The organism is Paenibacillus piri, assembly GCF_004354045.1.
Classification (GTDB): Bacteria; Bacillota; Bacilli; order Paenibacillales; family NBRC-103111; genus Paenibacillus_S; species Paenibacillus_S piri.
Window position 1 is genome coordinate 102433 of the sequence record NZ_SMRT01000017.1, and the last position, 22592, is coordinate 125024.

At 52.9% G+C, this 22592-nt stretch carries 20 protein-coding genes; 2 read left to right on the forward strand and 18 right to left on the reverse strand.

Annotation, left to right across the window (positions count from 1 at the left end):
- Positions 1-3 precede the first annotated feature (3 nt).
- The 10 genes from E1757_RS27560 to E1757_RS27605 all read right to left on the reverse strand — a co-directional run bounded on the left by E1757_RS27560 (position 4) and on the right by E1757_RS27605 (position 10801).
- Positions 4-1065, reverse strand: coding sequence for an ABC transporter substrate-binding protein (locus tag E1757_RS27560; RefSeq protein ID WP_246079568.1), 1062 nt, complete (start codon positions 1063-1065; stop codon positions 4-6).
- A gap of 28 nt (positions 1066-1093) precedes the next feature.
- Positions 1094-2140 (reverse strand): Nif3-like dinuclear metal center hexameric protein, encoded by a 1047-nt coding sequence (locus E1757_RS27565; RefSeq protein ID WP_133234293.1) that lies wholly within the window; start codon positions 2138-2140, stop codon positions 1094-1096.
- A 560-nt stretch (positions 2141-2700) separates the two neighbouring features.
- Positions 2701-3588, reverse strand: a complete 888-nt coding sequence (locus E1757_RS27570; protein ID WP_133234295.1) for an ABC transporter permease — start codon at positions 3586-3588, stop codon at positions 2701-2703.
- Entirely contained in the window at positions 3569-4354 is a 786-nt protein-coding gene (locus E1757_RS27575; RefSeq protein WP_133234297.1) for an ABC transporter ATP-binding protein, read from the reverse strand. The genes E1757_RS27570 and E1757_RS27575 overlap by 20 nt, the downstream gene beginning before the upstream one ends.
- Before the next feature lie 4 nt (positions 4355-4358).
- Positions 4359-5438 carry an ABC transporter substrate-binding protein gene (locus E1757_RS27580; RefSeq protein WP_246079570.1) on the reverse strand — a complete coding sequence of 360 codons (1080 nt, stop codon included), beginning with the start codon at positions 5436-5438 and terminating at the stop codon, positions 4359-4361.
- Between the two features lie 255 nt (positions 5439-5693).
- Positions 5694-6740: a Nif3-like dinuclear metal center hexameric protein gene (locus E1757_RS27585; protein WP_133234299.1), complete on the reverse strand. Its 1047-nt coding sequence runs from the start codon at positions 6738-6740 to the stop codon at positions 5694-5696.
- A gap of 530 nt (positions 6741-7270) precedes the next feature.
- Positions 7271-7624 (reverse strand): Na-translocating system protein MpsC family protein, encoded by a 354-nt coding sequence (locus tag E1757_RS27590; protein WP_133234301.1) that lies wholly within the window; start codon positions 7622-7624, stop codon positions 7271-7273.
- Between the two features lie 924 nt (positions 7625-8548).
- Positions 8549-9331: a class I SAM-dependent methyltransferase gene (locus tag E1757_RS27595; protein ID WP_220446538.1), complete on the reverse strand. Its 783-nt coding sequence runs from the start codon at positions 9329-9331 to the stop codon at positions 8549-8551.
- Positions 9332-9422: 91 nt separating this feature from the next.
- Positions 9423-10034: an SGNH/GDSL hydrolase family protein gene (locus E1757_RS27600; RefSeq protein ID WP_133234305.1), complete on the reverse strand. Its 612-nt coding sequence runs from the start codon at positions 10032-10034 to the stop codon at positions 9423-9425.
- Positions 10035-10063: 29 nt separating this feature from the next.
- Positions 10064-10801, reverse strand: coding sequence for an SDR family NAD(P)-dependent oxidoreductase (locus E1757_RS27605; RefSeq protein ID WP_133234306.1), 738 nt, complete (start codon positions 10799-10801; stop codon positions 10064-10066).
- A 200-nt stretch (positions 10802-11001) separates the two neighbouring features.
- Between E1757_RS27605 and E1757_RS27610 the strand changes: the two genes are divergently transcribed.
- Entirely contained in the window at positions 11002-12165 is a 1164-nt protein-coding gene (locus E1757_RS27610) for an iron-containing alcohol dehydrogenase (RefSeq protein ID WP_133234308.1), read from the forward strand.
- A 29-nt stretch (positions 12166-12194) separates the two neighbouring features.
- Complete coding sequence (locus E1757_RS27615; protein WP_133234310.1) at positions 12195-12941, forward strand: cyclase family protein; 747 nt, start codon at positions 12195-12197, stop codon at positions 12939-12941.
- Between the two features lie 192 nt (positions 12942-13133).
- Here the strand turns inward: E1757_RS27615 and E1757_RS27620 are convergent, their stop codons facing one another.
- From E1757_RS27620 to E1757_RS27655, 8 genes are all read right to left on the reverse strand, one after another.
- Positions 13134-14003, reverse strand: a complete 870-nt coding sequence (locus tag E1757_RS27620) for a carbohydrate ABC transporter permease (RefSeq protein WP_133234312.1) — start codon at positions 14001-14003, stop codon at positions 13134-13136.
- Between the two features lies 1 nt (position 14004).
- On the reverse strand, positions 14005-14877 hold the full coding sequence (locus E1757_RS27625) for an ABC transporter permease (protein WP_281282543.1): 873 nt from the start codon (positions 14875-14877) through the stop codon (positions 14005-14007).
- Positions 14878-15052: 175 nt separating this feature from the next.
- Positions 15053-16582, reverse strand: a complete 1530-nt coding sequence (locus tag E1757_RS27630; protein ID WP_165972321.1) for an extracellular solute-binding protein — start codon at positions 16580-16582, stop codon at positions 15053-15055.
- Positions 16583-16674: 92 nt separating this feature from the next.
- Positions 16675-18501 (reverse strand): cache domain-containing sensor histidine kinase, encoded by a 1827-nt coding sequence (locus E1757_RS27635; RefSeq protein ID WP_133234318.1) that lies wholly within the window; start codon positions 18499-18501, stop codon positions 16675-16677.
- The gene (locus E1757_RS27640) at positions 18498-19511 is read right to left on the reverse strand and encodes a response regulator transcription factor (RefSeq protein WP_133234320.1); all 1014 of its coding nucleotides are present in this window, start codon (positions 19509-19511) and stop codon (positions 18498-18500) included. Before E1757_RS27640 ends, E1757_RS27635 begins: the two co-directional genes overlap by 4 nt.
- A gap of 25 nt (positions 19512-19536) precedes the next feature.
- Entirely contained in the window at positions 19537-20718 is a 1182-nt protein-coding gene (locus tag E1757_RS27645; protein ID WP_133234322.1) for a Gfo/Idh/MocA family protein, read from the reverse strand.
- Positions 20719-20807: 89 nt separating this feature from the next.
- A complete protein-coding gene (locus tag E1757_RS27650; RefSeq protein WP_133234324.1) occupies positions 20808-21647 on the reverse strand; it encodes a carbohydrate ABC transporter permease in 840 nt (279 codons plus the stop codon).
- The gene (locus E1757_RS27655) at positions 21644-22549 is read right to left on the reverse strand and encodes a carbohydrate ABC transporter permease (protein WP_133234326.1); all 906 of its coding nucleotides are present in this window, start codon (positions 22547-22549) and stop codon (positions 21644-21646) included. Before E1757_RS27655 ends, E1757_RS27650 begins: the two co-directional genes overlap by 4 nt.
- Between the last annotated feature and the right edge of the window lie 43 nt (positions 22550-22592).

Here is a 22592-nt window from a genome sequence, read left to right on the forward strand (position 1 = left end):
GGCTCATTTCCCCGCCTTTCCGATGTTTTTCACGAAGCTCATATCGGCGACGGCCGCCAAATCCGCCACCTTCTGCTCCTGCTTGAGAACGCCGTTTTCGATCAACACCTTTTGCAGCGACTCGAATTGCTCGGCGGTTAATTCCGGTACGGCGGGCCATGTGTCCTGCTTCTTGTAACGGTCGATCGATTGAACAATAATATCTTTCGGCGTTCCTTCAAAAAACGGCGTCAGCGCTTCGGCGATTTCGTCGGGCGCTGCGGTGTTCAGCCATTTCGTCCCTTTGGCTACGGCGTTGACGAATTTCTGGATCGTTTCGGGGTTGTTTTTGATATAATCGGATGTCGCGACATAAGAGGTTTCCGGAAACGGGCCAAAGGCTTGTCCGACCGAAGCGACATAATGGGCTTTGCCTTCCTTTTCCAGCGTGGAGGCAATCGGTTCGAATACTTGGATGTAATCGCCCTTGCCGCTTGTAAAAGCGCCGGCCATAGCCGTGGAGGCAATGTTGGTGATGACATCGACCTTGGCCACCTTCTCCTGGAGCAGCTTCGTGTTCAGCACCATTTGCGGCGCGCTGCCCGGCCTCCAGCCGACGACCGATTTGCCCTGCAGATCAGACCATTTGAAGCTGTCCGTTTTATTGCGGGACAACAGAAACGAGCCGTCCTTCATTGTGAGCTGGTGGAAAATTTTGAGCGTCTTGTCCCCTTTCTGGTTATAAATATAAATCGCGGTTTCCGGCCCGACCAGGGAAATATCCGCAACTCCGGCAATTAATGCAGCCGCCCCCTTATCCGAGCCCTGCGCCGTGTTCATATCGACATTCAAGCCCTCTTCTTTAAAAAATCCTTTTTGCATCGCGATATAATGCGGGGCGTAAAAAATGGAACGGATGACCTCCGAAAATTTGACTGTTTTTAACGCTTCATCCTTCTTCCCCTGCCCCGCGGCGACAGGCTGGGTGGTCGAGGTGGCTGCAGGCGCGGCGGTGCCGCAGCCGGCGGCAAGCGCCAGCAGTACGGCGGTGAGCAGAAGACAGGCGGGTTTTCTCATTTTCATCATCGATGATCTTCCTTTCGAAAATATGTAGTCACAGCATTTGTACGGCGCGAGACGACTTCGCAACGAGATGGGTTGCCGCCATTTCTTTACCGTATTCAACCATTTGAACATGACCTACTTCTTTCAACGGCACGGCGGTGATGCGCTCTCTGAGCAAAAATATGTCGACCTGCGGCAGCAGCATTTCCAACGCGTAAGCCAGCGGCAGTCCGTTCTCCATAATCTCGACGGAATGCGGATTGCCGACGATAAAATTAAGCCCGCGGCGCCTTGCCAGCCCGACAAATTCATGATCCTCCCTGACTCTGCTGATGCTCGCAATGATCGTATCGGTTTCGGGATACATGGCAAGCGCCTTCTCCAGATGCTCTAATGTAAATCCGGTATGCGGGAAAAAGTGCAGCACATGCTTCACCGTACTGCCGGGCGTGCCGCTCAGCAGTCTGGCGGGATTGGCGAGCGTTGCTTCCTGCAGCGACGCTTCCCCGCGGATTGCCCGCTCCGCCTCCAGTATATCCCGGTCGATCTCCCTGCCCATGAAGCTGTCAATGCGGTTCAGAATATCCCCGGCGGTCCGCACCTCCTCCAAAGCGATGCCTTTATGCAAAATATTTCCCGGGATGCCGCCAAAAGCAATGTCGGTTTTCAGCTTGCGGTGCCCGTGCAGCAGCGTGAGTCCCGGATGAAGCCCGTGGAACGCCTCGTGCATTTCAATAAGCGCCAGATCGTACAGCGGCAAATAATCCGCAAACGGCACCCCGCCCGAGCTGGCCGCGTCCGCAACGGGATGATGGACGATAATGAGGTCCAGCTTCATGGCCGAGGCCAGCTCGATGACCGACTCGGTCAGCGTCATTCCGACGCCGATGCGCGATACCGGCTTGCGCTTGTCGCCGAATACGAGCCCGGGAATTTCAATGACGCTTTTCCCCGGGATATTCGAATTTTTCATTACCACATACGGATTGGTGCCCGAGGTGACCTCGTTCCAATCCATGACCATCCTTCCTTTGGATATTTGATTGAGCGCCTCCAGTACGTCTCCCGCATCCGTGTGGGCCTGAGTTAGTTTCATGTGCATCTCTCCCTTGCTGCTTGGTCTTGGTTTTATACAACCTGGGACAAACGGCTTCACCGTCCTTAGAGGGCGAGCGCGTTTGTCAAGGTTGCGCGAAGCAAAGTATAAACTCTTATACAACAGAAAAAACCGCCATCATGAGCACCCGGACCCGTTCGGATCCGGATATGTCATAAGTAGCGGCTGTAAAGCTCTCCTTGGCGGGAGTTCCTTATCACCTGCTATTAGGTACAGCCTTGGGAATGAAACAAAATGGAGTCTAATCTCTTTTGTCAACAAAAGGATTCGATCCTTAATGCTCCTCCAAAACCATACGTAAACGTAAAAGTGTGCAAGCAAGGACAGAACGGTTCGTCAATTTGCAAACGACGGCTAATCGATCAGCTGTAACCTGATATTGAAACTTGATATTAAAGCGCTTACAATGATATTATCATAATTTCTTATAATCCGCCATACTTTTTTTGTATATTGTATACGAACCATATTTCAGCCGAGCCGAATTGCATCTTAGCCCGGCCGAAACGGTCGATCGCATATGCATACACCAGGTCGGGCTAACGTTCAAAATGATACTTCCTTTTCGCATAGCGCCCCGCCAAATTGACTAACCCGTACAAAATAATGGATAACACGGCCAACATCGCGATGCTAACCATGACCATATTCATTTGGAAAACTTGCCCGCCATAGATGATTAAATAACCGAGTCCAGCCTTGGATGACAAAAATTCGCCCATAATGACACCGACCAGCGTCAAGCCTACATTCACCTTCAGCGTTGCGATGAAGTTCGGAATGCTCGCCGGCAGCAGCACCATTCGCAGCATTTGCGCTTTGGTCGCGCCGAATGACTCCATCAGCTTCAGCTTCGTTTGGCTGATTTCTTTGAACCCGCTTTCGACCATAATGATCGTGACGATGATCGATATGGCAATGGCCATCCCGTAAATCGAATACCGGTCGCCCAGCCAAATGTAAAAGATCGGGCCAATTGCGACCTTGGGCAGCGCGTTCAGCACAACCATGTACGGCTCCAGCACTTTGGAGGCAAACGTGGACCACCAGAACAGAACGGCGATCGCCGTACCGAGTACCATGGAAACGACGATGCCGATCAATGTCTCCACGCTTGTCGTCCATGTATGCTTGAACAAGTCGCCTTTGAACGCCAGCTCTTGAAAGGAAGCCGCCAATTGCGACGGTTTGCTGGTCAGCATCGAGTCCACCCATTTCAGCGTTGCGGCCAATTCCCACAGTCCGAGAAATGCGGCAAACAGCAGCAGCTGCGACAAACGGATCATCCACAGCTTGCGTTTCTGAATCCGAAGATATTCGGCATATTGCGGCGAAGCCGGCTGCTGCCGCTCCGCAGCCGGTGCCGGAGCTTCCTCATTGCTTGCCTCCGAAACGACCGACGAATCTCTAACCGGTAGAGACGACATGTCCCTGCAGCTCCTTCCATATATCGTTAAAGTAGTTGTTGTATCGGTTTGCTTCCCTTTTTTTCCATGGGGTCCATTCTTTATCCCCTTCCTCGCCTAATCGAATCGAATAAACCGTGGAGATCGTGCTTGGCCGCTTCGACATCACCATGACGCGGTCTCCCATACTGATTGCTTCCGATATATCATGAGTGACCAGCACGGCGGTTTTTCCTTGATCCTTAATGATTTTAAAAATTTCGTCGGCAAGCGTAAGGCGGGTTTGGTAATCGAGCGCGGAAAAAGGTTCGTCCAGCAGCAAAATATCCGGTTCCGTCACAAGCGTCCGAATGAGCGCCACCCGCTGGCGCATACCGCCGGAAAGCTGGGAAGGGCTATGGTGCGCGAACCCGCCCAAGCCGTAACGCTCCAACAGCTCCAACGCTTTGCGCTCCGCCCGTTTACGGTCCATCCTGCGAATTTCGGCCCCGACCATCAGGTTGCTCAAAATATCGCGCCATTCGAACAAATGATCATGCTGCAGCATATACCCCACCTTGGGGGAGGTGCCCGTCACCTCCTGCCCGTCGATCAGCACCTTCCCTCTGGTCGGTTTATACATCCCCGATATCAAGGAAAGCAGCGTGCTTTTACCGCAGCCGCTCGGACCGACGATACTGATGAACTCGCCTGCTTCAACCGATACATGAATATCTCGCAACGCTTCCGTTTCCTGCTTCGCGGTGAAATAGCTCAGGCATACTTCGTTCAATTCGATTTGGGCCATAGGCTCATTTTCCCGCCTTCCCGATATTTTTGACAAAGCTCATGTCTACGACCGTACTCATGTCCGCGATCTTTTGCTCGGGCTTCAAAACGCCGTTATCGATCAAAACTTTTTGCAGCGTTTCAAATTGATCTGCGGTCAATTCCGGAACGGCCGGCCATGTATCCTGTTTTTTATAACGGTCTATGGATTGTATAATAACATCTTTGGGCGTCCCCTCAAAGAACGGAGTCAGCGCTTCGGCAATTTCATCCGGCGATGCGTTGCTCAGCCATTTCGCGCCTTTCGCTACGGCATTTACGAATTTTTGAACCGTCTCCGGATTGTTTTTGATATAATCGGATGTCGCTACATAGGACGTTTCGGGAAAAGCGCCGAACGCCTGGCCTACCGACGTTGCATAGTAAGCCTTGCCCTCTTTTTCCAGCGCAGAAGCGATCGGCTCGAACACTTGAATGTAATCGCCCTTACCGCTTGTAAACGCGCCGGCCATCGCGGTGGATGCGATGTTCGTCACGACGTCGACCTTGCCTACCTTTTCCTGCAGCAGCTTGTTGTTCAGCACCATTTGCGGCGCGCTGCCGGGCCTCCAGCCGATGACCGATTTGCCCTCCAGATCGCTCCATTTAAAAGCATCCGCCTTATTGCGCGACAGCAGGAACGAGCCGTCCTTCATCGTCAGCTGGTGAAAAATTTTGAGCGTCTTATCCCCTTTTTGATTATAAATGTAGATGGCGGTTTCCGGTCCGACGAGCGAAATGTCCGCAACGCCCGCAATCAAAGCAGCCGCTCCTTTATCCGAGCCCTGCGCCGTGTTCATATCGACGTTCAGGCCTTCCTCCTTGAAAAAGCCTTTTTGCATGGCGACATAATGAGGCGCGTAAAAAATGGAACGGATGACCTCGGAAAATTTAACGGTTTTCAGCGGTTCGTCCTTTTTCGGTTCCGGTTTCGGTGCGGGAGCCGTTGACGAAGCTCCGTTCGCAGGCGAGGCGGCAGGCACAGGGGCGGAGCCGCAGCCGGCGGCAAGCGTTAACAGTACAGCGGTTAGCGTCAGACAGGCGGTTTTTTTCAAAATCATCATTTTCATTTTCCTCCCTATCGTTTTTAAGCAAGGATAAACGCTGCGCCGTCCTTAGGGGACGCGCGCGTTTGTCAAGGTTGTGCGAAGCGAAGTATAAAAACTTATACTTTCCCCTAACAACCAAGGATAAACGGCTGCGCCGTTCTTAGAGAACGTGCGCGTTTGTCAAGGTTGTGCGAAGCGAAGTATAAAAACTTATACTTTCCCCTAACAACTCAGTAAGTCGTAGCCCGCAGACATACACAGCTGTATGTACTAATAGGTTCGAACCGCTTTAGGCGGCATGGATACCAAATGCGTCTCTGCCATTTGTCTTCCGTATTCCACCATTTGACGGTGGGCGATATGTTTGAGCGGCACTGCCGTGATGCGTTCCCGCAGCAGAAATACTTCAACCTCTGGGAGCAGCAGCTCCAGCGCATAAGCGAGCGGAAGCCCGTTCTCCATAATTTCCACGGAGTGGGGATTGCCGACAATAAAAGTAAGCCCTCGTTCCTTGGCCAACGCGACGAACGGATGATTCTCCCTCACCCTGCTGATGCTGGCGATAATCGTATCGGTTTCGGGATACATGCGCAGGGCAATTTCCATATGCTCGACCGAAAAGCCGGTATGCGGAAAAAAATGCAAAACATGCTTCACGGGGCTGTCCGCGCCGCCGCTCAGCAGCTTGGCCGGATTCGCCAAGGTCGCCTCCTGCAGCGTTGCTTCTCCGCGGATCGCCCGTTCCGCCTCCAAAATATCAAGATCGATATCCCGGCCCATAAACCGGTCGATCCGGGCCAGTATATCGCCGGCGGTCCGCACCTCCGGAAGCGCGATCCCCTTGTGCAGCACATTGCCCGGAATTCCGCAAAAAGCAATGTCGGTTTTCAGCTTGTTGTGCCCGTGCAGCAGGGTCATTCCGGGATGCAGCCCGTGAAACGCCTCGTGCATTTCAATCAGCGCCAAATTATAGAGCGGCAAATAATCGGCAAAAGGCACCCCGCCCGAGCTCGCGGCATCCGCCACAGGATGGTGGACGATAATCAGGTCCAGCTTCATCGCGGAAGCCAGCTCGATGACCGATTCCGTCAACGTCATTCCAACTCCGATGCGCGATACCGGCTTATGCTTGTCGCCAAACACGAGCCCCGGAATTTCAATCACGCTTTTACCCGGAATATTGGAGGTCTTCATCACCACATACGGATTTTTGCCTGAGGTTACCTCGTTCCAATCCATCACCATCCTTCCTTTGGAAATTCGGTTCAGCGCCCCAAGCACATCCGTCACTTCCGTTCTTGTCTTTCCTGCTGTCATCCGCTTTCTCCTTTCTCCTGCTGCTTCGCCGTCCCCAAGGACGAGTGCGTTTGTCAAGGTTGTGCGAAGCAAAGTACATTTCTGTACTTTCGGTTCAACCCTGGATAAACGGCTTCGCCGTCACATGGACGAGCGCGTTTGTCAAGGTTGTGCGAAGCAAAGTACATTTCTGTACTTTCGGTTCAACCAAAAAAACCGCCATCATGAGCATACTGGGGCCTGTAGTCAGTCCCGGATATGTCACAATTAGCGGTTGTAAAGCTCTCCGTCAGGAGTTCTTCAGCACCTGCTACTATGTATGAATTCCGCTTGCCCGGCAAAATGGAATCGGATCTCTTTATGCAAAAGGATTCGAAACCTTAATGCCCTCAAGCGCCATACATAACGCGAATATTACATGATGGACATGCAATATTCAGTTATTATGTTATATAAAATAACATTAATATTCGATAAAATCAACATAAAATTTTGTTTTCAAATTTATAAATGTTTTCTTGTTATGTTCATGTTAGTTATCCTCGCAATATTTACTCAAGCGATTCCTTTAACAAAATTACGGTTCCCGAAAATTCGGTTTTCGGATCGTAATCTTTTAGCACCAGCCTCACTTCCAGCCCCAATGTGCTTTCAATTTGCTCTTTGAGCTTCCGTTTGTTGGCTTCCATGAGCAGTGTGTCAACGCTGGCTGTCAGACTGCGGTTCGACTCGTCCAAAACCTTCAGGGCAGGAATCCGCTTGTGCGTAGCAAAAATAAACACTTTATCCCCGGAAATTTCGATTTTTTGCGATTTAATGCCGGTTCCGAAAATTTCCTGATTGATGGAATTATAAATCTTAATAATTTCCTGTTTCAACACGCCAGGTGAATATTGATGCTTCATTGAGGCTCCCCTCCTCTTATTAACAATTGCCTCGGTCTGTCCAACGTCATCCTTACCTGTAAAAAGACTACTCACCGTTTTTTGTTGCGGGACAGATTCCCGGCAGCTCAATTTTAATACATAACATCCTTCGGGAGACAGCTTTGCAATCCGGAAGCACAAGCAGCCCATGACCCGACGTATTCTCGTCCGCGCAGAACGCCGCCCAATCGAGGCCGACTCGCCGGCTGCGCTAATGGACTGAGATGCCGCTATCTGCCCGGATTTCTCCCTTATAACATTTTGACGGACAGGAGAGGCGTTATATGGCATTCCAGTTGTTCAATTGAACCGTTTGCCGCCAAATAACGTCCACTCGGTCCGTTACATTGGAAAAATCATCGTTTGGCTGCAATTAAGGGACCCGGGGTCCGTTACGGCAAAATGGCGGCATTCGCTGGACTGGATGTACCGTACTTTACGTTACTTTTGAATCGTTGTACCGTTCGTTCTACTTCTACGGAAGGGGTCTGCAATCCTTTTTGTTCGGCCGGGTAGTAGACGAGGAAAAGATTGTCATGTAAGCGGATCAGTCCCGAACCATGTCAAGCATAGGCGAAGACGCCTCCATATTCACGATTGAAGTGGATATGGAAGCGTCTTACGCCTTCATGTCCACGTTGAGGTGGGGATTGGAGCGTCTTACGCCTTCATATCCACGTTGAGGTGGGAATTGGAGCGTCTTACGCCTTCATATCCACGATTGAGGTGGGCATGGCAGCACCTTACGCCTTCATATCCACGATTGAGGTGGGGATGGCAGCGTCTTACGCCTTCATATCCACGATTGAGGTGGGCATGGCAGCGCCTTACGCCTTCATATCCACGATTGAGGTGGGGACGGAAACGTCTTTTTCACATGCAAATCCATGTCGAAGCGGAGGCTCAAACAAGCTTGCGTGCGATGATCAGCTCATGGAGATACCGTTTTCTCACTTGCCCTCCGTATTCGCGATCGATGATGCCGCCGATGCAATCCAGCAGCTGCGCCCGATTGGCGGCATCCAGCGCGATATGATTGGAATAGGTGGACAACAGCTCGATGTAGGCTTGACGGGTATACGTTTCTATCGTATCCCAGTTGCGGATAACCGGCCTTTCGAACAGCCCGCTGGCTTCAAGCTGCGCCGTATCGGGCTGCAGCTCCTGCGGCTGCGGCAGCCGAAGCTCGGATGCGCCCGGCATGCAGCGCAAATAGCAAGACTGCACCCGCTCGAAAAACGAATCGTCGCCTCCGGCAACATGGTGGTATTTGACGACCGCCAAATGACCTCCGGCTTTTAAAATATGCGCTGTTTTACGATACTTCACCTGCGGATCGATCCAATGGAAGGCGGTCGCCGAGATGACGAGGTCGAACGGCTCCTCCGGCGGGAGCCAGTCTTCATAAGCTGCGGTTTGTATGTCCACTTGGGCAAATCGGGCCAGCTTCCGCCGGGCCACCTCAGCCATCTGCGGGCCCAGCTCCACGCCGACGACCCGGTAACCTCGCTCGGCCAGCGGCAGCGTGGCAATGCCCGTACCGCAGCCGATTTCAAGTATGCGCGCATCCGCCGCCAAACCGGCGAGCCGAACCAGCCCGTCGAACAAACGGTCCGGATAACGGTTGCGCGCCCGGTCGTACAGCTCGGCCACTTGATTGAACGTCGTTTTGTTATCGATCGACAATCCCGATCTCTCCTTTCGCCATTTCATGCCGACCGTTTCACGGCAAATCAAGCAATTTGCTCGATTTGCGCGAACGCGGCCACCCCGCCCGCTATAGCCGGCTTCTCAACTGCTGCGCAATAAATTCGGCCTGCCTCCTGCGCACCTCGTCCTTAAAATGAACATGGTCGCAATACACGTCAGGACCTAGCGCCAACGTAAACGCATATAAATCCAGCATCGGAATTTGCTGCCGCTCCATAATGGCATCGGCGGCGGCGTTATAATCGATCACATCGCGATGGAACCGGTGAAACGACGCATTCAGCCTGTTGTGCACCTCGTCGATCAGCGGCGTCGTCCTGAGCCAAACCACCCGATTGGACATGGACAGCGCGGTATCCGTTATGCGCCGCACATTATTCTCGTATTGCTCCAGCGTTACCTGCTTTTTGCCGTTGACCGGATCCGTTTTCACATCGTGAAGACCGCAGTTAATCAGCAATATATCGTAGCGGACCTGCTGCCCCAGCTGCTCCTGCAAATAGGCCAGTACCATCCCGCTGTCGCCGCCGTTGGCGCCGACCGGAACATTCAAATCCCGGAGCGCCTGTTCGGTGCCCCGCTTCCTGTCGTATCCGAAATCCGGCACGAGCAGCTCCTCCAAATACGGGCCGTACTGAATGGAGATGCTGTCGCCGATGACATAAATTTGGCGTTTCATCTGTTCGTCCTCCCTGCCGCGTCCTTAAACTACATAAACATGCCGCCGTCGATCTTGATCAATTCCCCGGTTGTGAACGGCGCATGGGCAATAACCGAAAATACGGTTTCCGCTACATCGTCCGGCGTTGCGATCCGCCCCATCGGCGTTCCCTTGGCCAGATTGGCAACATGCTCCGACTGTCCTTCGATCCAGCGGGTATCGACAATGCCCGGCGCGATCGCGTTGACGCGCACCTCGGGCGCCATGACGCGGGCGAGCGATTTGGTCATCGTATTGGCCGCCGCTTTCGACGCTGCATAGGCAATCGAGCTGCCCAAGCCGGTAATGCCTGCGACCGACGTCAAATTTACGATGCAGCCGTTCCGCTTTTTCAATTCCGGCGCCGCCGCGCGGCAGCAAAAGAACATGCCTTTTACATTGACGTCCATCACGCGGTCCCAATATTCCTCTTTCAAGCCTTCCAGGTCGTCATGCTTGACGAAATCGGTGACACCCGCATTATTGACCAAAATATCCAATCCGCCGAATGACTCCACCGCTTGCCGGACCATGGCTCTCACCTGGCTGTCGTCGGAAACCGTCGTTTGCACGAGCAAACAATTGACGCCCAGCGCCTCAATCTCGCGCTTCGTTTCCAGCGCCTCTTTTTCCGACCTGGAGTAGTTGACGGTAATATTCGCACCCTCCCGCGCCAGCCGAAGCGCCACCGCTTTGCCGATCCCCGTCGCGGAACCGGTAATTAACGCAGACTTGCCCTTTAACATGAAATTTCTCCTCCTCCGAAAACATTATGTACGTCATCCTGCGAACTGCGTGACTGAGCTTGTAACCGCTCTCTTGTCTATCATACTATAATCCTCGCAGCTTGAGCTAAAATTTGTAGTGATTCCGCAGGCGATCCATACTAAAATAAAATGGTAGCATTCGCTTGACCCCGATTAATGCAAAAAGGATGTGAAGAACCATGTCGTTTACTTATTTTTTGCCGACTACCGTAAAATGCAGCACGGGAATAAGCCGGACCGTCGGCGAAATACTCCTCCGGGACTTCGGGGCCGATAACGTATTTATCGTGACGGACCGGGGCATCCGGGAAGCCGGCCTGCTGGAGCCGATCCTGGCGGGCTTGCAGGAGCGGTGCGTCGCATACGAGCTGTTTGACGAAACCGAGCCGAACCCGAGCGCGGACAGCATCATGAACGGCCTGGCGAAGCTGAAAGCCGCAGGAATGCGGCATGTGCTAGCTGTCGGAGGAGGAAGCAGCATCGACACGGCCAAAGGCATCGCCATCATGGCGACGAATCCGGGCCATATTCTCGATTACGAAGGCGTCGGCCGCCTCGCCAACGACGGCTATCCCGTCATCGCGATCCCGACGACCGCGGGAACGGGAAGCGAAGTGACCGCATCCACGATCGTCACCAATGCGCAAACCCATTTTAAGGCGGCCGTCATCAGCCCCCGCCTGTTTCCGAAGCTCGCGCTGCTCGATGCCGAGCTGACGCGGAAGCTGCCTCCGTCCATAACGGCGGCAACCGGCATGGACGCGCTGACGCATGCGATCGAATCGTACACGTCCAAAAGCGCGACGCCGGTCAGCAGGGCGTTCGCTTTGCAAGCGATTGCAATGATCGGTCGGCATTTGAAGCCCGCTTATTTCGTCGGCGACGATATGGCGAGCAGGGAAGGCATGCTGGTCGCCTCGATGATGGCGGGCGCCGCCTTCGCACAGTCCCGGCTCGGCAATGTGCATGCGATTTCGCATACGCTCGGAGGCATATTCAACATTGCCCACGGCGTGGCCAATGCGGCGCTGCTGCCTTACGTGATGCGGTTCAATATGCCCGCCTGCCCCGATAAAATGCGGGATATCGCCTCCGCGCTGGGCGCGGATACCGGCGGCTTGTCCGCCGAGGCCGGCGCCGTCCTGGCGATTGAGCTCGTAGTCGGACTGAACGAAGCGCTGGGCATCCCGAAAACAATCAAAGAGCTCGGCGTCACGCTGGACAAGCTGCCCAAAATGGTTGACGACGCGATGAAAAGCGGCAATGTGCTGATCAATCCGCGGTTAACGACACCGGACGATATCAGGTCGATTATTGAAAACGCCTTCCATGGCGCGCTTTAAAAAAATGTGATCCGAAAGGCGGAAAGTCCGTGGCCCAACCTAATGCCAAGCCTGCTGCCGGCGCAATGTCCAAAGTCAGGCAAATGTCACTGCTGTTGAACGATATGCAGATCATCGATTTGTCGCACACGCTGGAAGAGGATATGCCGATTTATCCGACGCATTCGCGTTACTTTCATACGTTGTGGGATTCGTTTGAAACCGGCAGCCGGGCGCTGCTGTATCAGCTCGTTATTAACGAGCATTGCGGCACCCATATCGACGCGACCGCCCATTTTTTGCGGGAAGACCATCCCGAGCATTTGTATATGGCCGAAACGCCGCTTTCCCAATGTTCCGGCCGCGCGCTGACCTTGGACTTGTCTCATTTTAAAGACACCGATCTGGTCACGACGGAAATGATTCAACAATGGGAGCGGACGCATTATACGATCGAGCGCGGAGATATCGTTAATTTCCGCTTCGGCTGGGACCGCTATTGGGAGCCGCGCTCCGTAAGTCTCGCCTACAGCAAGTCCTGGCCCGGACTTAGCGGAGAAGGGGCCGAATATTTGGCAGCCAAACAAATAAAAGCGGTCGGCTGCGACGTGCTGGCCATCGACAGTTATTATGCCGAAGGCTCGCCCGCCCATTACGCGCTGCTCGGGAACGGGGTTAACATTATCGAAAATTTGACGAGGCTCGGCGAAATCGTCGGCGAATCGTTCATGGTTGCATTCCCGCTTAAAATCAAACAAGGCTCCGGCTCCCCGATCCGGGCGGTTGCCTTTAAGTAGACGGCAGGGCGGCAGCCGGCCGGCTTCAGCTGCCGGTCTCCCCGCCGCACGCCAACAAGCCCGCCCGGGGCCGGTCGCCAAGCGATCGAGCCCGGGCGGGCTTGCTTTTATGGAATCAAAGCTATTCCAATTTCATGTTTCGGCCGCAGCTCCTTGGCATCCGGCATTAATTATGTCCGCAGCCGAAGCGTCTCATCCTTTTACCGAGCCGAGCAGCATCCCTTTGTTGAAATATTTTTGCAGAAACGGGTACACGACGAGCAGCGGCAGCGCCGTTAAAATAACGGCCGCCATCCGTACGGCGGGACTGTATTCGTAGCCGTCGGTCGCAACCTCCATCGAGCCGTCCGGCTGAATCAGCATTAAGCGGAGAAATACTTGCAGCGGCCACTTGCCGGCGTCGTTCAAATAAAGCACGGCATTGAAATAAGAGTTCCAATACTCTACGGCATAAAAAAGCGAGAACGTCGCGATGACCGGCATCGACAGCGGGATGACGATTTCCCATAGCAGACTGACCTCGCTGCAGCCGTCCATTCGCGCCGATTCCTCGACCTCGGAAGGAAAGTTTTGAAAAAAACTGCGAATGACGATCAGATTGAACGGAGTAATCGCGCCGGTCAGAAACAAGGACCAGTAGCTGTCAAGCAGATGAAGACTCCGCACCAGCAGGTACAACGGGATCATCCCCCCGCTGAACAGCATCGTAAACAGAACCATGAAATTCAGCGCCGCTCGGCCCTTCAGCCATGATTTCGACAGCCCGTAAGCCATCAAGACGGTGAACACCATGCAGATGACGGTGCCGATGACCGTAATGACGACCGAATTTTGAAACGAGCTGAGAAAATTGCGGTTGCTCAGCAAATAACCGTATGCGTTCAGCGTCCATTCTTTCGGAATGAGGAAAAATCCCCGGGTCAATATTTCATGCTTGCTGGCAAACGACGTCAAAACAACGTAAAGGAAAGGAATGATCTCAAACAATAGGATGAGGATCAGCAGCACGTTGACGACACTTTGGAAAACCGGCGCCCTGCCCCTGAAATCATAAGCTTTCATGTCAATATACCCCTTCCTCGCCGATTTTTTTCGCCGCGCGGTTGGCGATCAGCACAAGGATCAAACCGACCACCGCTTTGAACAGCCCGACGGCCGTCGTATAGCTGAAATCCCCCTGGATGATCCCAACGCGGTAAACGAACGTGTCGAATACGTCGGCTACCTGCAGGTTAACCGGATTTTGCATCAGCAAAATATGTTCAAAGCCGGTATTCATCATATAGCCGATCCTCAAAATAAACAGGACGATAATCGTCGATCGCAACGCCGGCAGCGTAATATGCCACAGCTGCCGCCAACGGCTTGCGCCGTCGACGACGGCCGCTTCATACAGCGTCGGATCGACGGATGCCAACGCCGCAAAAAAGATAACGGCGCTCCATCCGGCCTCTTTCCAAATATTTTGGAACACATATAAAATCCGAAAATAGCCTCTGTCGGTCAGCAGCTCGAAGGGCGGCATGCCGAAATCGGCCAGCAGCTTGTTAAAGCCGCCTTCCTGGGGCGAAAACAGCAGGATCGTAATGCTGACGACGATAACCCAGGAAACGAAATGGGGGATATATACAATGGTCTGCGCGCTTTTGCGGAACCAGGCCAATCTGACTTCGTTCATCAATAAAGCCAATAATATCGGCGCCGGAAAAAATAAAAATAAATTGAGGGCGCTTAGCGTCAACGTATTCCATAGCAATCTGAAAAAATCGGGCTCGCCGAACAGCTTGCTGAAATTTTCGAAACCGACCCAGTCGCTGCTCCAAAAGCCGCTGAACGGATCATACTGCTGAAAAGCGATAACTATTCCCGCCATGGGAATATATTTAAAAATGATAAAATATAGAAATCCCGGTAAAATCATCAAATAAAGAGGCATCCCCCGCTTCCACGCGCGGAGGTCTTTCTTTGTCCTTGTCCTGCCCACAGCTGCGTTTCGAACGACGTCCTGTCCGCTGATCTCGCTCATCGTATCCTGTTCCTTTCTATAGGCAAGAGGATCACCGAAACAGCGACTGCCTGGTGATCCTCCTCCGCATCTAGTTGATTGCCCGTTATTTCGAGTTTTTATATTGCTCGTTAATTTCCGCAATAATTTTATCGCCGCCGCCTTTTTTCCAATCCTCAACGGCCTTATCTATTGCGTCAACCGGCTGCTCGCCGATAATTACTTTGACCATTTCGCCCATCAGCTTCTGATCGAGCGATGCGCCGGACTTGGCGAACGTCTCGGAATACAGACCCGCGCCCTTGTTCACGACGGCGTACTTTTTATTCTCGTCGAACAAGGCGGTTACTTTCTTGACCATCTCCTGATCATCCCACAATTTGATCGTGGTGAGCGGATCGAAGCGGCGGAACAGCCAGTAAGAAATGAGGAACGGCCGGTCTTTATCCTGCGCGTCGAGCTTCTCGTACTTGTCGCCGTTCTTTTTGTAATGCGTGCCCTCGACACCGAACTTGATCAGCTTGTTCCCTTCGTCGGACAGCATGTAATCCATCAGCATCATGATGCGGTCCTGCTTTTTCTTGTCGATCTTGGCGTTGATGACGACTTTATTCGTAACCGCATAGGTCGTGTTGCCCTGCAGCCCTGTCGGCCCCTTCGGCGGAGCCAGCTGAATCACATCGGCATTTGGCACGATTTTCTTCAAATTCGGCAGTCCGCTCGAATAAATGTTGGTCGCCGGAACATCGACGAAGCCGACTTTGTTCGCTTCGAATTTAAAGTCCGGGTCCTGTCCCTTGTTTAAGGCGAAATCTTTATCCAAGATGCCTTCCGCATACATTTTGTGCAAGTAGGATAAGAAATCCTTCAACTCCTTCGTCTGTGTCTGCCACGGAATCAGCGAGCCCCCGGAATCCTTCCATTCATTGGCCAGGCCGAAAGCGAACCGGATCGGGTCGGCGCTGCGGCTGAACGACCGGTTGTTGGAAATAGCGAACGTATAGCCGATCGTATCGTCCTTGCCGTTGCCGTCCGGATCATTTTTCGCAAACGCCTTGGCCACATTGTAAAGCTCGTCCAGCGTGGTCGGCGGCTTCAAATTCAGCTTTTCCAGCCAGTCTTTACGGATCAGCAGCGTTTCGCGCGTCTCCGGCGTATAGTTGGGCAGAGCGAATATTTTCCCTTTCGGGTTTCCGATTTCGAGCGCTTCCTGGCTCAAATATTTCGTCAGGTTCGGATAGCTCGAAAGCAGCGGCTTCACATCGAGAAATACGCCCTTGTCGCGCCATTTTAAAAAGTCGTTGATATCGAGTCTGAATACGTCGGGAAACGAGTTGGAAGCAGCCATGACGCCCATTTTCTCGTTATAGTTGTCGGATGGGACCCATTGGATTTTCAAATCGATGTTCAGCTTTTTGTTCAATTCGTCGATAACCGGGTGCTTATCCGGCCAACCGCCGCCTTCGTAGGCGGGCGCCATAATCGTAATGCCGATCTTTTCGCTCAGCGGGTCCGCCTCCTTGCCGCTGTCCGCCGGCTTGCTGCCGGCCTGCGGCTGGGTTCCGCCGCCAGAGCAGCCTGCTGCCATGCTTGCCGTAAGCGCCATCGCAACGGATAATTTCAACCATCTTCTCATAACCGTATCCCCCTTCGATATATGTTGCACTATCAGCATATCGCTTAATGACAGCGGTTACATTATCCGATTCTCTGATTTCCGAATCAATCTTATCCATCTGCATTTGCGTCCTGATGGATAATCGGGATCCGGATGGACACAACCGCTCCTCTGCCTGCAAAAGAGGTGATGCAGACGCCGTAATCGGCACCGTACCGCAGTACGAGCCGCGCGTGGACATTCGTGATGCCGAGCGAATCCTGCTGCGCATAAGACGGATCGATCTGCGCCGAAATTTGCCGCAGCTGCCCGTTAATCCGCTGCAGCTCCTCTTCCTCGATGCCAGGTCCGTTGTCGGCCACCTCGATGATTAAATCTTTCCCTTCGTCGTAGGCGCTGATGATGACGACGCCTGCCCCGCCTCTCGGCTCGATGGCGTATTTCACCGCATTTTCCACGATCGGCTGCAAAATGAATTTGACGGCGCGGCAGCGCGCAAATTTTTCGTTAATAAAAAAATAGCTTTGAAAATGTTTCGGAAACCGCACATGAATGATTTCCAAATATTTGCGCAGCTGCCTCAGCTCGTCTTCCAAATCGACCTCCATATCCGAAAACTTGGCCGTGTACCGGTAAACGTCGGCCAAATTGCGCGCCATTTTTTCAATCACCGGCACCTTTTCCAAATAAGCCATGCTCGTAATAATTCCAAGCGAATTGTAGAGCAAATGCGGGTTAATCTGGTTTTGCAACGCTTTGATAAGCACTTCCTTCTGCTTGAGCTCCGCCTGCATATCCTTGAACTGCAGTCTCGTGTTCGTCGCAATCAATTCGTCGAGCCGCTTGACCATAATATTAAAGCTGTGGGACAGCTGCTGCAGCTCGTCTTCACCCGGCACCGATTCCGTCTGGACGCTGAGATCCCCTTTGGACACCTGCCTCATCAGGCTTCTGAGCGTCAAGATCGGATGAACGAACCGGTGAGCCAGCAGCGGAACGACGCAAATAACCAGCAGCGTAATGAGGCCCAGCACGAAGAACATCGAAAATCGGGCGGAGCTCAGCCCGACGGCCAGCTCGTCGAACGGAACGCAGGCGACGATGCGCCAATTCGTAACGGGGGAGCGCGTACTGGCGATTAAATAATCTTTGCCGCGAAACCGCTGAATCGGCTTGTCCTGGCGGTCGGAAATCCGCAAGCCGGCAAGCTCCGTCCGGCTACGCGGGAGTCCGTTCCACGCCTCGTTCGGATGGTATACAATCGAGTCTTCGCCCGACAAAATAAAAAACGTTCCCGTTTCGCCCAATTGCGAGCTTTTAAATGACCTGCCGATTTCCTGCAATGATATGTCGACCACCAGCTTGCCGATCAGATCCAGCGAATTTTTATCATAAATAGGGAGCACCATCGACATGACGGGCCTGCCCGAGGCTCCTTCGTATTTGGCGATGTGAGTCGGCAATATGTCGACGTCCGGCTGCAGCGGCTTTCCGTACCAGGGCTCGTCCGAGAAACGGTCCAGCTTGCCGAAATATTGCGCCATCGAAATGATTTTATTCGATCTGGAAACAAGGAACATCCCTTGAATTTCGGAATAGTTCAACGCCAGATAGCTTCTTAATTCCTTCTCCACGCTCTGTACATCCAGGCTCGTGTAGCTTTCGCCGGCCAGCCATTCCTGAATGAGATTGTTCTGGATAAGCGAATGCGTGGACTGCTGCAGCTGCTGATAATAATAGTCCAGATGATAATTCAGCCGTGCCGTCGCTTCATTGGAAACCGTAACGAATTCTTTTTCCACCGCTTTGCTGTAATAATAATTGGAAAACAATCCGAGCAGCAGCACGGAAAAGACGCTCACGCTCAAGAACGCGAGCGCCATTTTCTTTTTAATCGATAAGGTGCGGAGCGTCAAAAAAGAAAATACGCTTTTCATAATCCCATCCGCCTTCTGTACTCTGCCGGCGTGATCATAACCAGCTGCTTGAAAATCCGGTTAAAATAAGGCATGGACGAGTAACCGACCATATCGGCGATCTCATAAATTTTCAAATCGGGCTCCTGCAGCAGCTTTTTCGCCCGATGAATGCGGATCTGATTGATGTAATTCAAGCAAGTTTGCCCGGTCGTTTTTTTAAATAGCATGCTGAAATGCGATACGCTCATATACGACATTTCCGCTAACCGCGCCAACGTGAAGTTTTCATAATAATGCGTATCGATGTATTCGCAAACCCGTTTGATCGAGGAATGAACGTTCGGGTCGGCTTGCTGGGGGTACAGCAGCAGCCACGCATCCATCAAGCCGGAAAAATAGCCGCGTACCCCCTGCTCGCTTTCGTCAGTCAAAGGCGCATATGCATGCTGCGGGATAAATGCCTGAAACAGCTCGTTCAGCTTGGCCGATAATATAGCCAGCAAGCCGGTCCGCTTGCCTGGCGCCGTCGCCTTGAGCTTTAAAATATAGGCGACCAGCGACTGGCTCTCCTGAAGCAGCGTCTGCTGATCCATCTCCGGCAGCTGCTCGACAAACTTCTGAATGCGGATCACTCCCTCGTGGAAGTCCGACATGCTCTCAAGCCGCTTCATCGACCGCCGGAGCGCGCCGTGCAGCTCCTCCTCATCCACCGGCTTTAGCAAATATTCCGTTATCCCGTAACGCATAGCCTGTTTTGCGTAATGGAAATTATCATAGCCGCTTACAATGATCGTTACAATCGGCAGATTCAACGTATGAATCTGTTCGCTCAGCCATAAACCGTCCCGGTGCGGCATCATAATATCGGTAATAACGATGCTGGGCCATTGCTCCTGAATAAAGCTCCACGCTTCCTCCCCGTTGCCCGCCTCTCCCGCCGCATGGAACTGCGGAGCGAGCTTCTCGACCATTTCCGTCAACGCGTCGCGGATCCATAGCTCATCCTCTGCTACCAATACCCGAAACATACCGATTCCCCCACATTATGCCGTATTATTGGGCGATGTCCACTCGCGATCCAGTCTGATGCGACAAATAGGCCGAATAAATCACCTCGATCACCTCTTTGGCCAGCTGACCGTCCGATACCGGCTGCCTGTCCTCCGCGATGCATTCCATAAAATCCTGCATTTCCTGCGGATAGCCGCGAATCCAATCCTCGTCGGACGATGTGTAATTCCAGCCGGCTTTCGTCTCCAGCTTTTCGGCGATATATTCACCGGCAAAAATATCCGGACTCGGCGCATACACCATGATGCCGTCGTTCGGCGTCATATTGCACTTGATGACCGAGTTGGCCGTATAAATGTCCATCACGTTGCGGATGCCGCCCAGCATCGCGAAGGAAGCGAAAATGACCGCTTTCGTGCCGTCCGTAAACGTCATGATGACACTGGCCCACGTTTCCACGTTGACCCAGTCGGTAACTATCCAATGCTGCTTTTCCGATTGGTAAGCCGGGCTTTTCGTGATCGGCGCCATATCGGCGACGACGGATTGCACCCGGATCGGCTTGCCGTTTTTCAACCGGCCTTCGACATGCTTGAGATGGATCGCGGCGGCAATCGGGTGCGAGCCGAGAATGAGCAGCGAGCCGCCGCCCGCGGTTTCAAGCCGCTTCGACGCTTTGGCGTGGGAGCCGCTATGGCTTTCTTCCGCGCGGATGTCGAGAATCGTACCGCCGCCGGTCTGCAGCAGCCGCTTGGCCTTCGTCACCGCAGGCGCGTAAATCCAATTTTCCGCATACATGAACTTGACGTTGTTCGCTTGGGCCGCGTGCAAAATATCGTTCGTCGAGCGCAACGACTCGGCCAGCGCCGTTTGGGCGTAAGACGCGTCCGCTATGCCGTTATCCGGCGAGCCGAAATAACCGGTGATCGGCTTTTCGCATATAATATGCTTTTTGGCGTTAGCCGCATCAATCGCGACCTGCGCATGCATCACATTCGGGATACATAGGTCGACCGCATCGATTTCTTCGTCAGCCAGCAATTCCTTGTAACTGTCGTACACTTTGGCGACGTCGTGCTCTTCGGCGAATGCTTCCGCCCGCTCCCGGCTGTTGCCTGCTACGGCTTTCAGACATACGTCGACGCCGATCACCTTTTTATACGCTTCCGCGTGCAGTGCGGCGGAAAACCCGCTGCCAATTATGCCTACATTTACTTTTTTCATTATAAAAAGCTCCTATCCATAAATGATGTTTACGGCCAATGATGTGGTACCGCATTCAGCAGGACGGAGCAGCGTCCAGCCCGTTCGGCTTACCCTTTGACGGCCCCGTCGCTCAGCCCCCGCACCAGCAGCTTCTGCGACAATGTAAAAATAACAATCGCCGGAATGCTCATCAGGATCGAAGCCGCCATCAGCTGCCCCCAATGAATGCCCGCCTCGTCAATGAAAAAGGCCAATCCGACAGAGATCGGACGCTTGCTCATCCCGTTCGTAAATACAAGCGCGAATAAAAACTCGTTCCATGCCAATATGAACGAATACATCGCGACGGCCGCAATGGCCGGCAGCGATACGGGAATCATGATCCGCCACAGCAAACCGAACACCGTACACCCGTCCATAATGGCCGCTTCCTCGATCTCGTAAGGGATGTTGTCGAAAAAACCTTTGAGCAGCCAGACCGCAATCGGCAGCACAACCATCAGATAGACGAGGATCAGCCCGGTGTACGTATTCAGCAGCTGCAAATTTTTCAGCGTAATATAGAACGGAATAATGATGACGACTCTCGGGAAAATTTTGGTAAACAATATCGACCACAGAAGCATATTGCGTCCGGGAAATTTGTACCTCGAAAAACCGTAAGCCGCCAAAATGCCGATGACCAGCGCCAGTATGGTAACGCCGGCCGAAATGACCGAGGTGTTGTAAAAATAGCGCAGCATATCCTTGCTTTTCAATATGGCGGCATAATGCTCCCATGTAATTTGCTCCGGAATCCACTGTGGCGGCTGGACGTACACCTTGTTTTCCGGCTTCAGCGACGTGCTGATTCCCCACAAAATGGGGATGACGCTGAAGCTGCACAATACTAGCGCCGAGAAATAAATCAAGCTCTGACGAAGCCGGAACGGCCATCCTTTGTTCATCCGGCCATACCCCGCTTTCTCGCCGCTTTCGTATTGACGATTCCGTAAAATACGAAAAATACGGAAACAATCAGAAGCAGCATAAAGCTGATGGCCGAGGCGCCGCCAAAATCAAAGCTTGTAAACCCGATGCGGTAAATGAACAGGCCCAATATTTCGGTCGCGCCTCCCGGTCCTCCGCCGGTCATCGCCATGATCATATCGAATGAATTGAACCCGCTTATAACCTCCAGCAGCAAAATAACGAGCATAATCGATTTCAAGCCGGGGACGGTAATGTATCGGAACAACTGAATCGTGTTGGCTCCGTCGATTTTCCCCGCCTCGTACAGCTCCTTCGAAATACCCTGCATGCCGGCGAGCAGCATCAGCATGACGAAGGGGAAGCCTGCCCACGAATAGGCCAGCAGGACGGCGAATTCGGCCGTCTTCGAATCGCCGAGCCAGTTGTGAGCCCAACCGGGCAGCCCGCTTGCCCGCAAAAATCCGTTCAAGAGTCCCGTGTCGCTCTGCAAAATCCACCGCCACAGATTGGCGGATACGATCGACGGCACCGTCCAGGGCAGCATGCAGACGATGCGCAGCGCGATGCTGCCCGGCAGCTTGACGTTGAACGTTAGCGCCGCCCAAAAGCCGAGTATAAAGCGAAGCACGATCGTGCCGATCACCCATATAATCGTATTTTTAAATACGGCCGGCACTTCATCCTTGGCCAAAATTTTAGTGAAATTGTCAATCCCCGCAAACCTGGTGTCAAACGAAGGCAAGACGACTTCCGACATGCTGAACCGGATCGTCTGGTAGATCGGATAAACCATCATCATGAGCAGCAGCAATAGGCATGGCAAAATGAGCACATAAACCGGTATTTTCTGCACGATCCGTTTCCGTAGTGTATTCACGCTGCGGACACCACGCTTTCTATTCGATTCGTTTGCAAAAGGA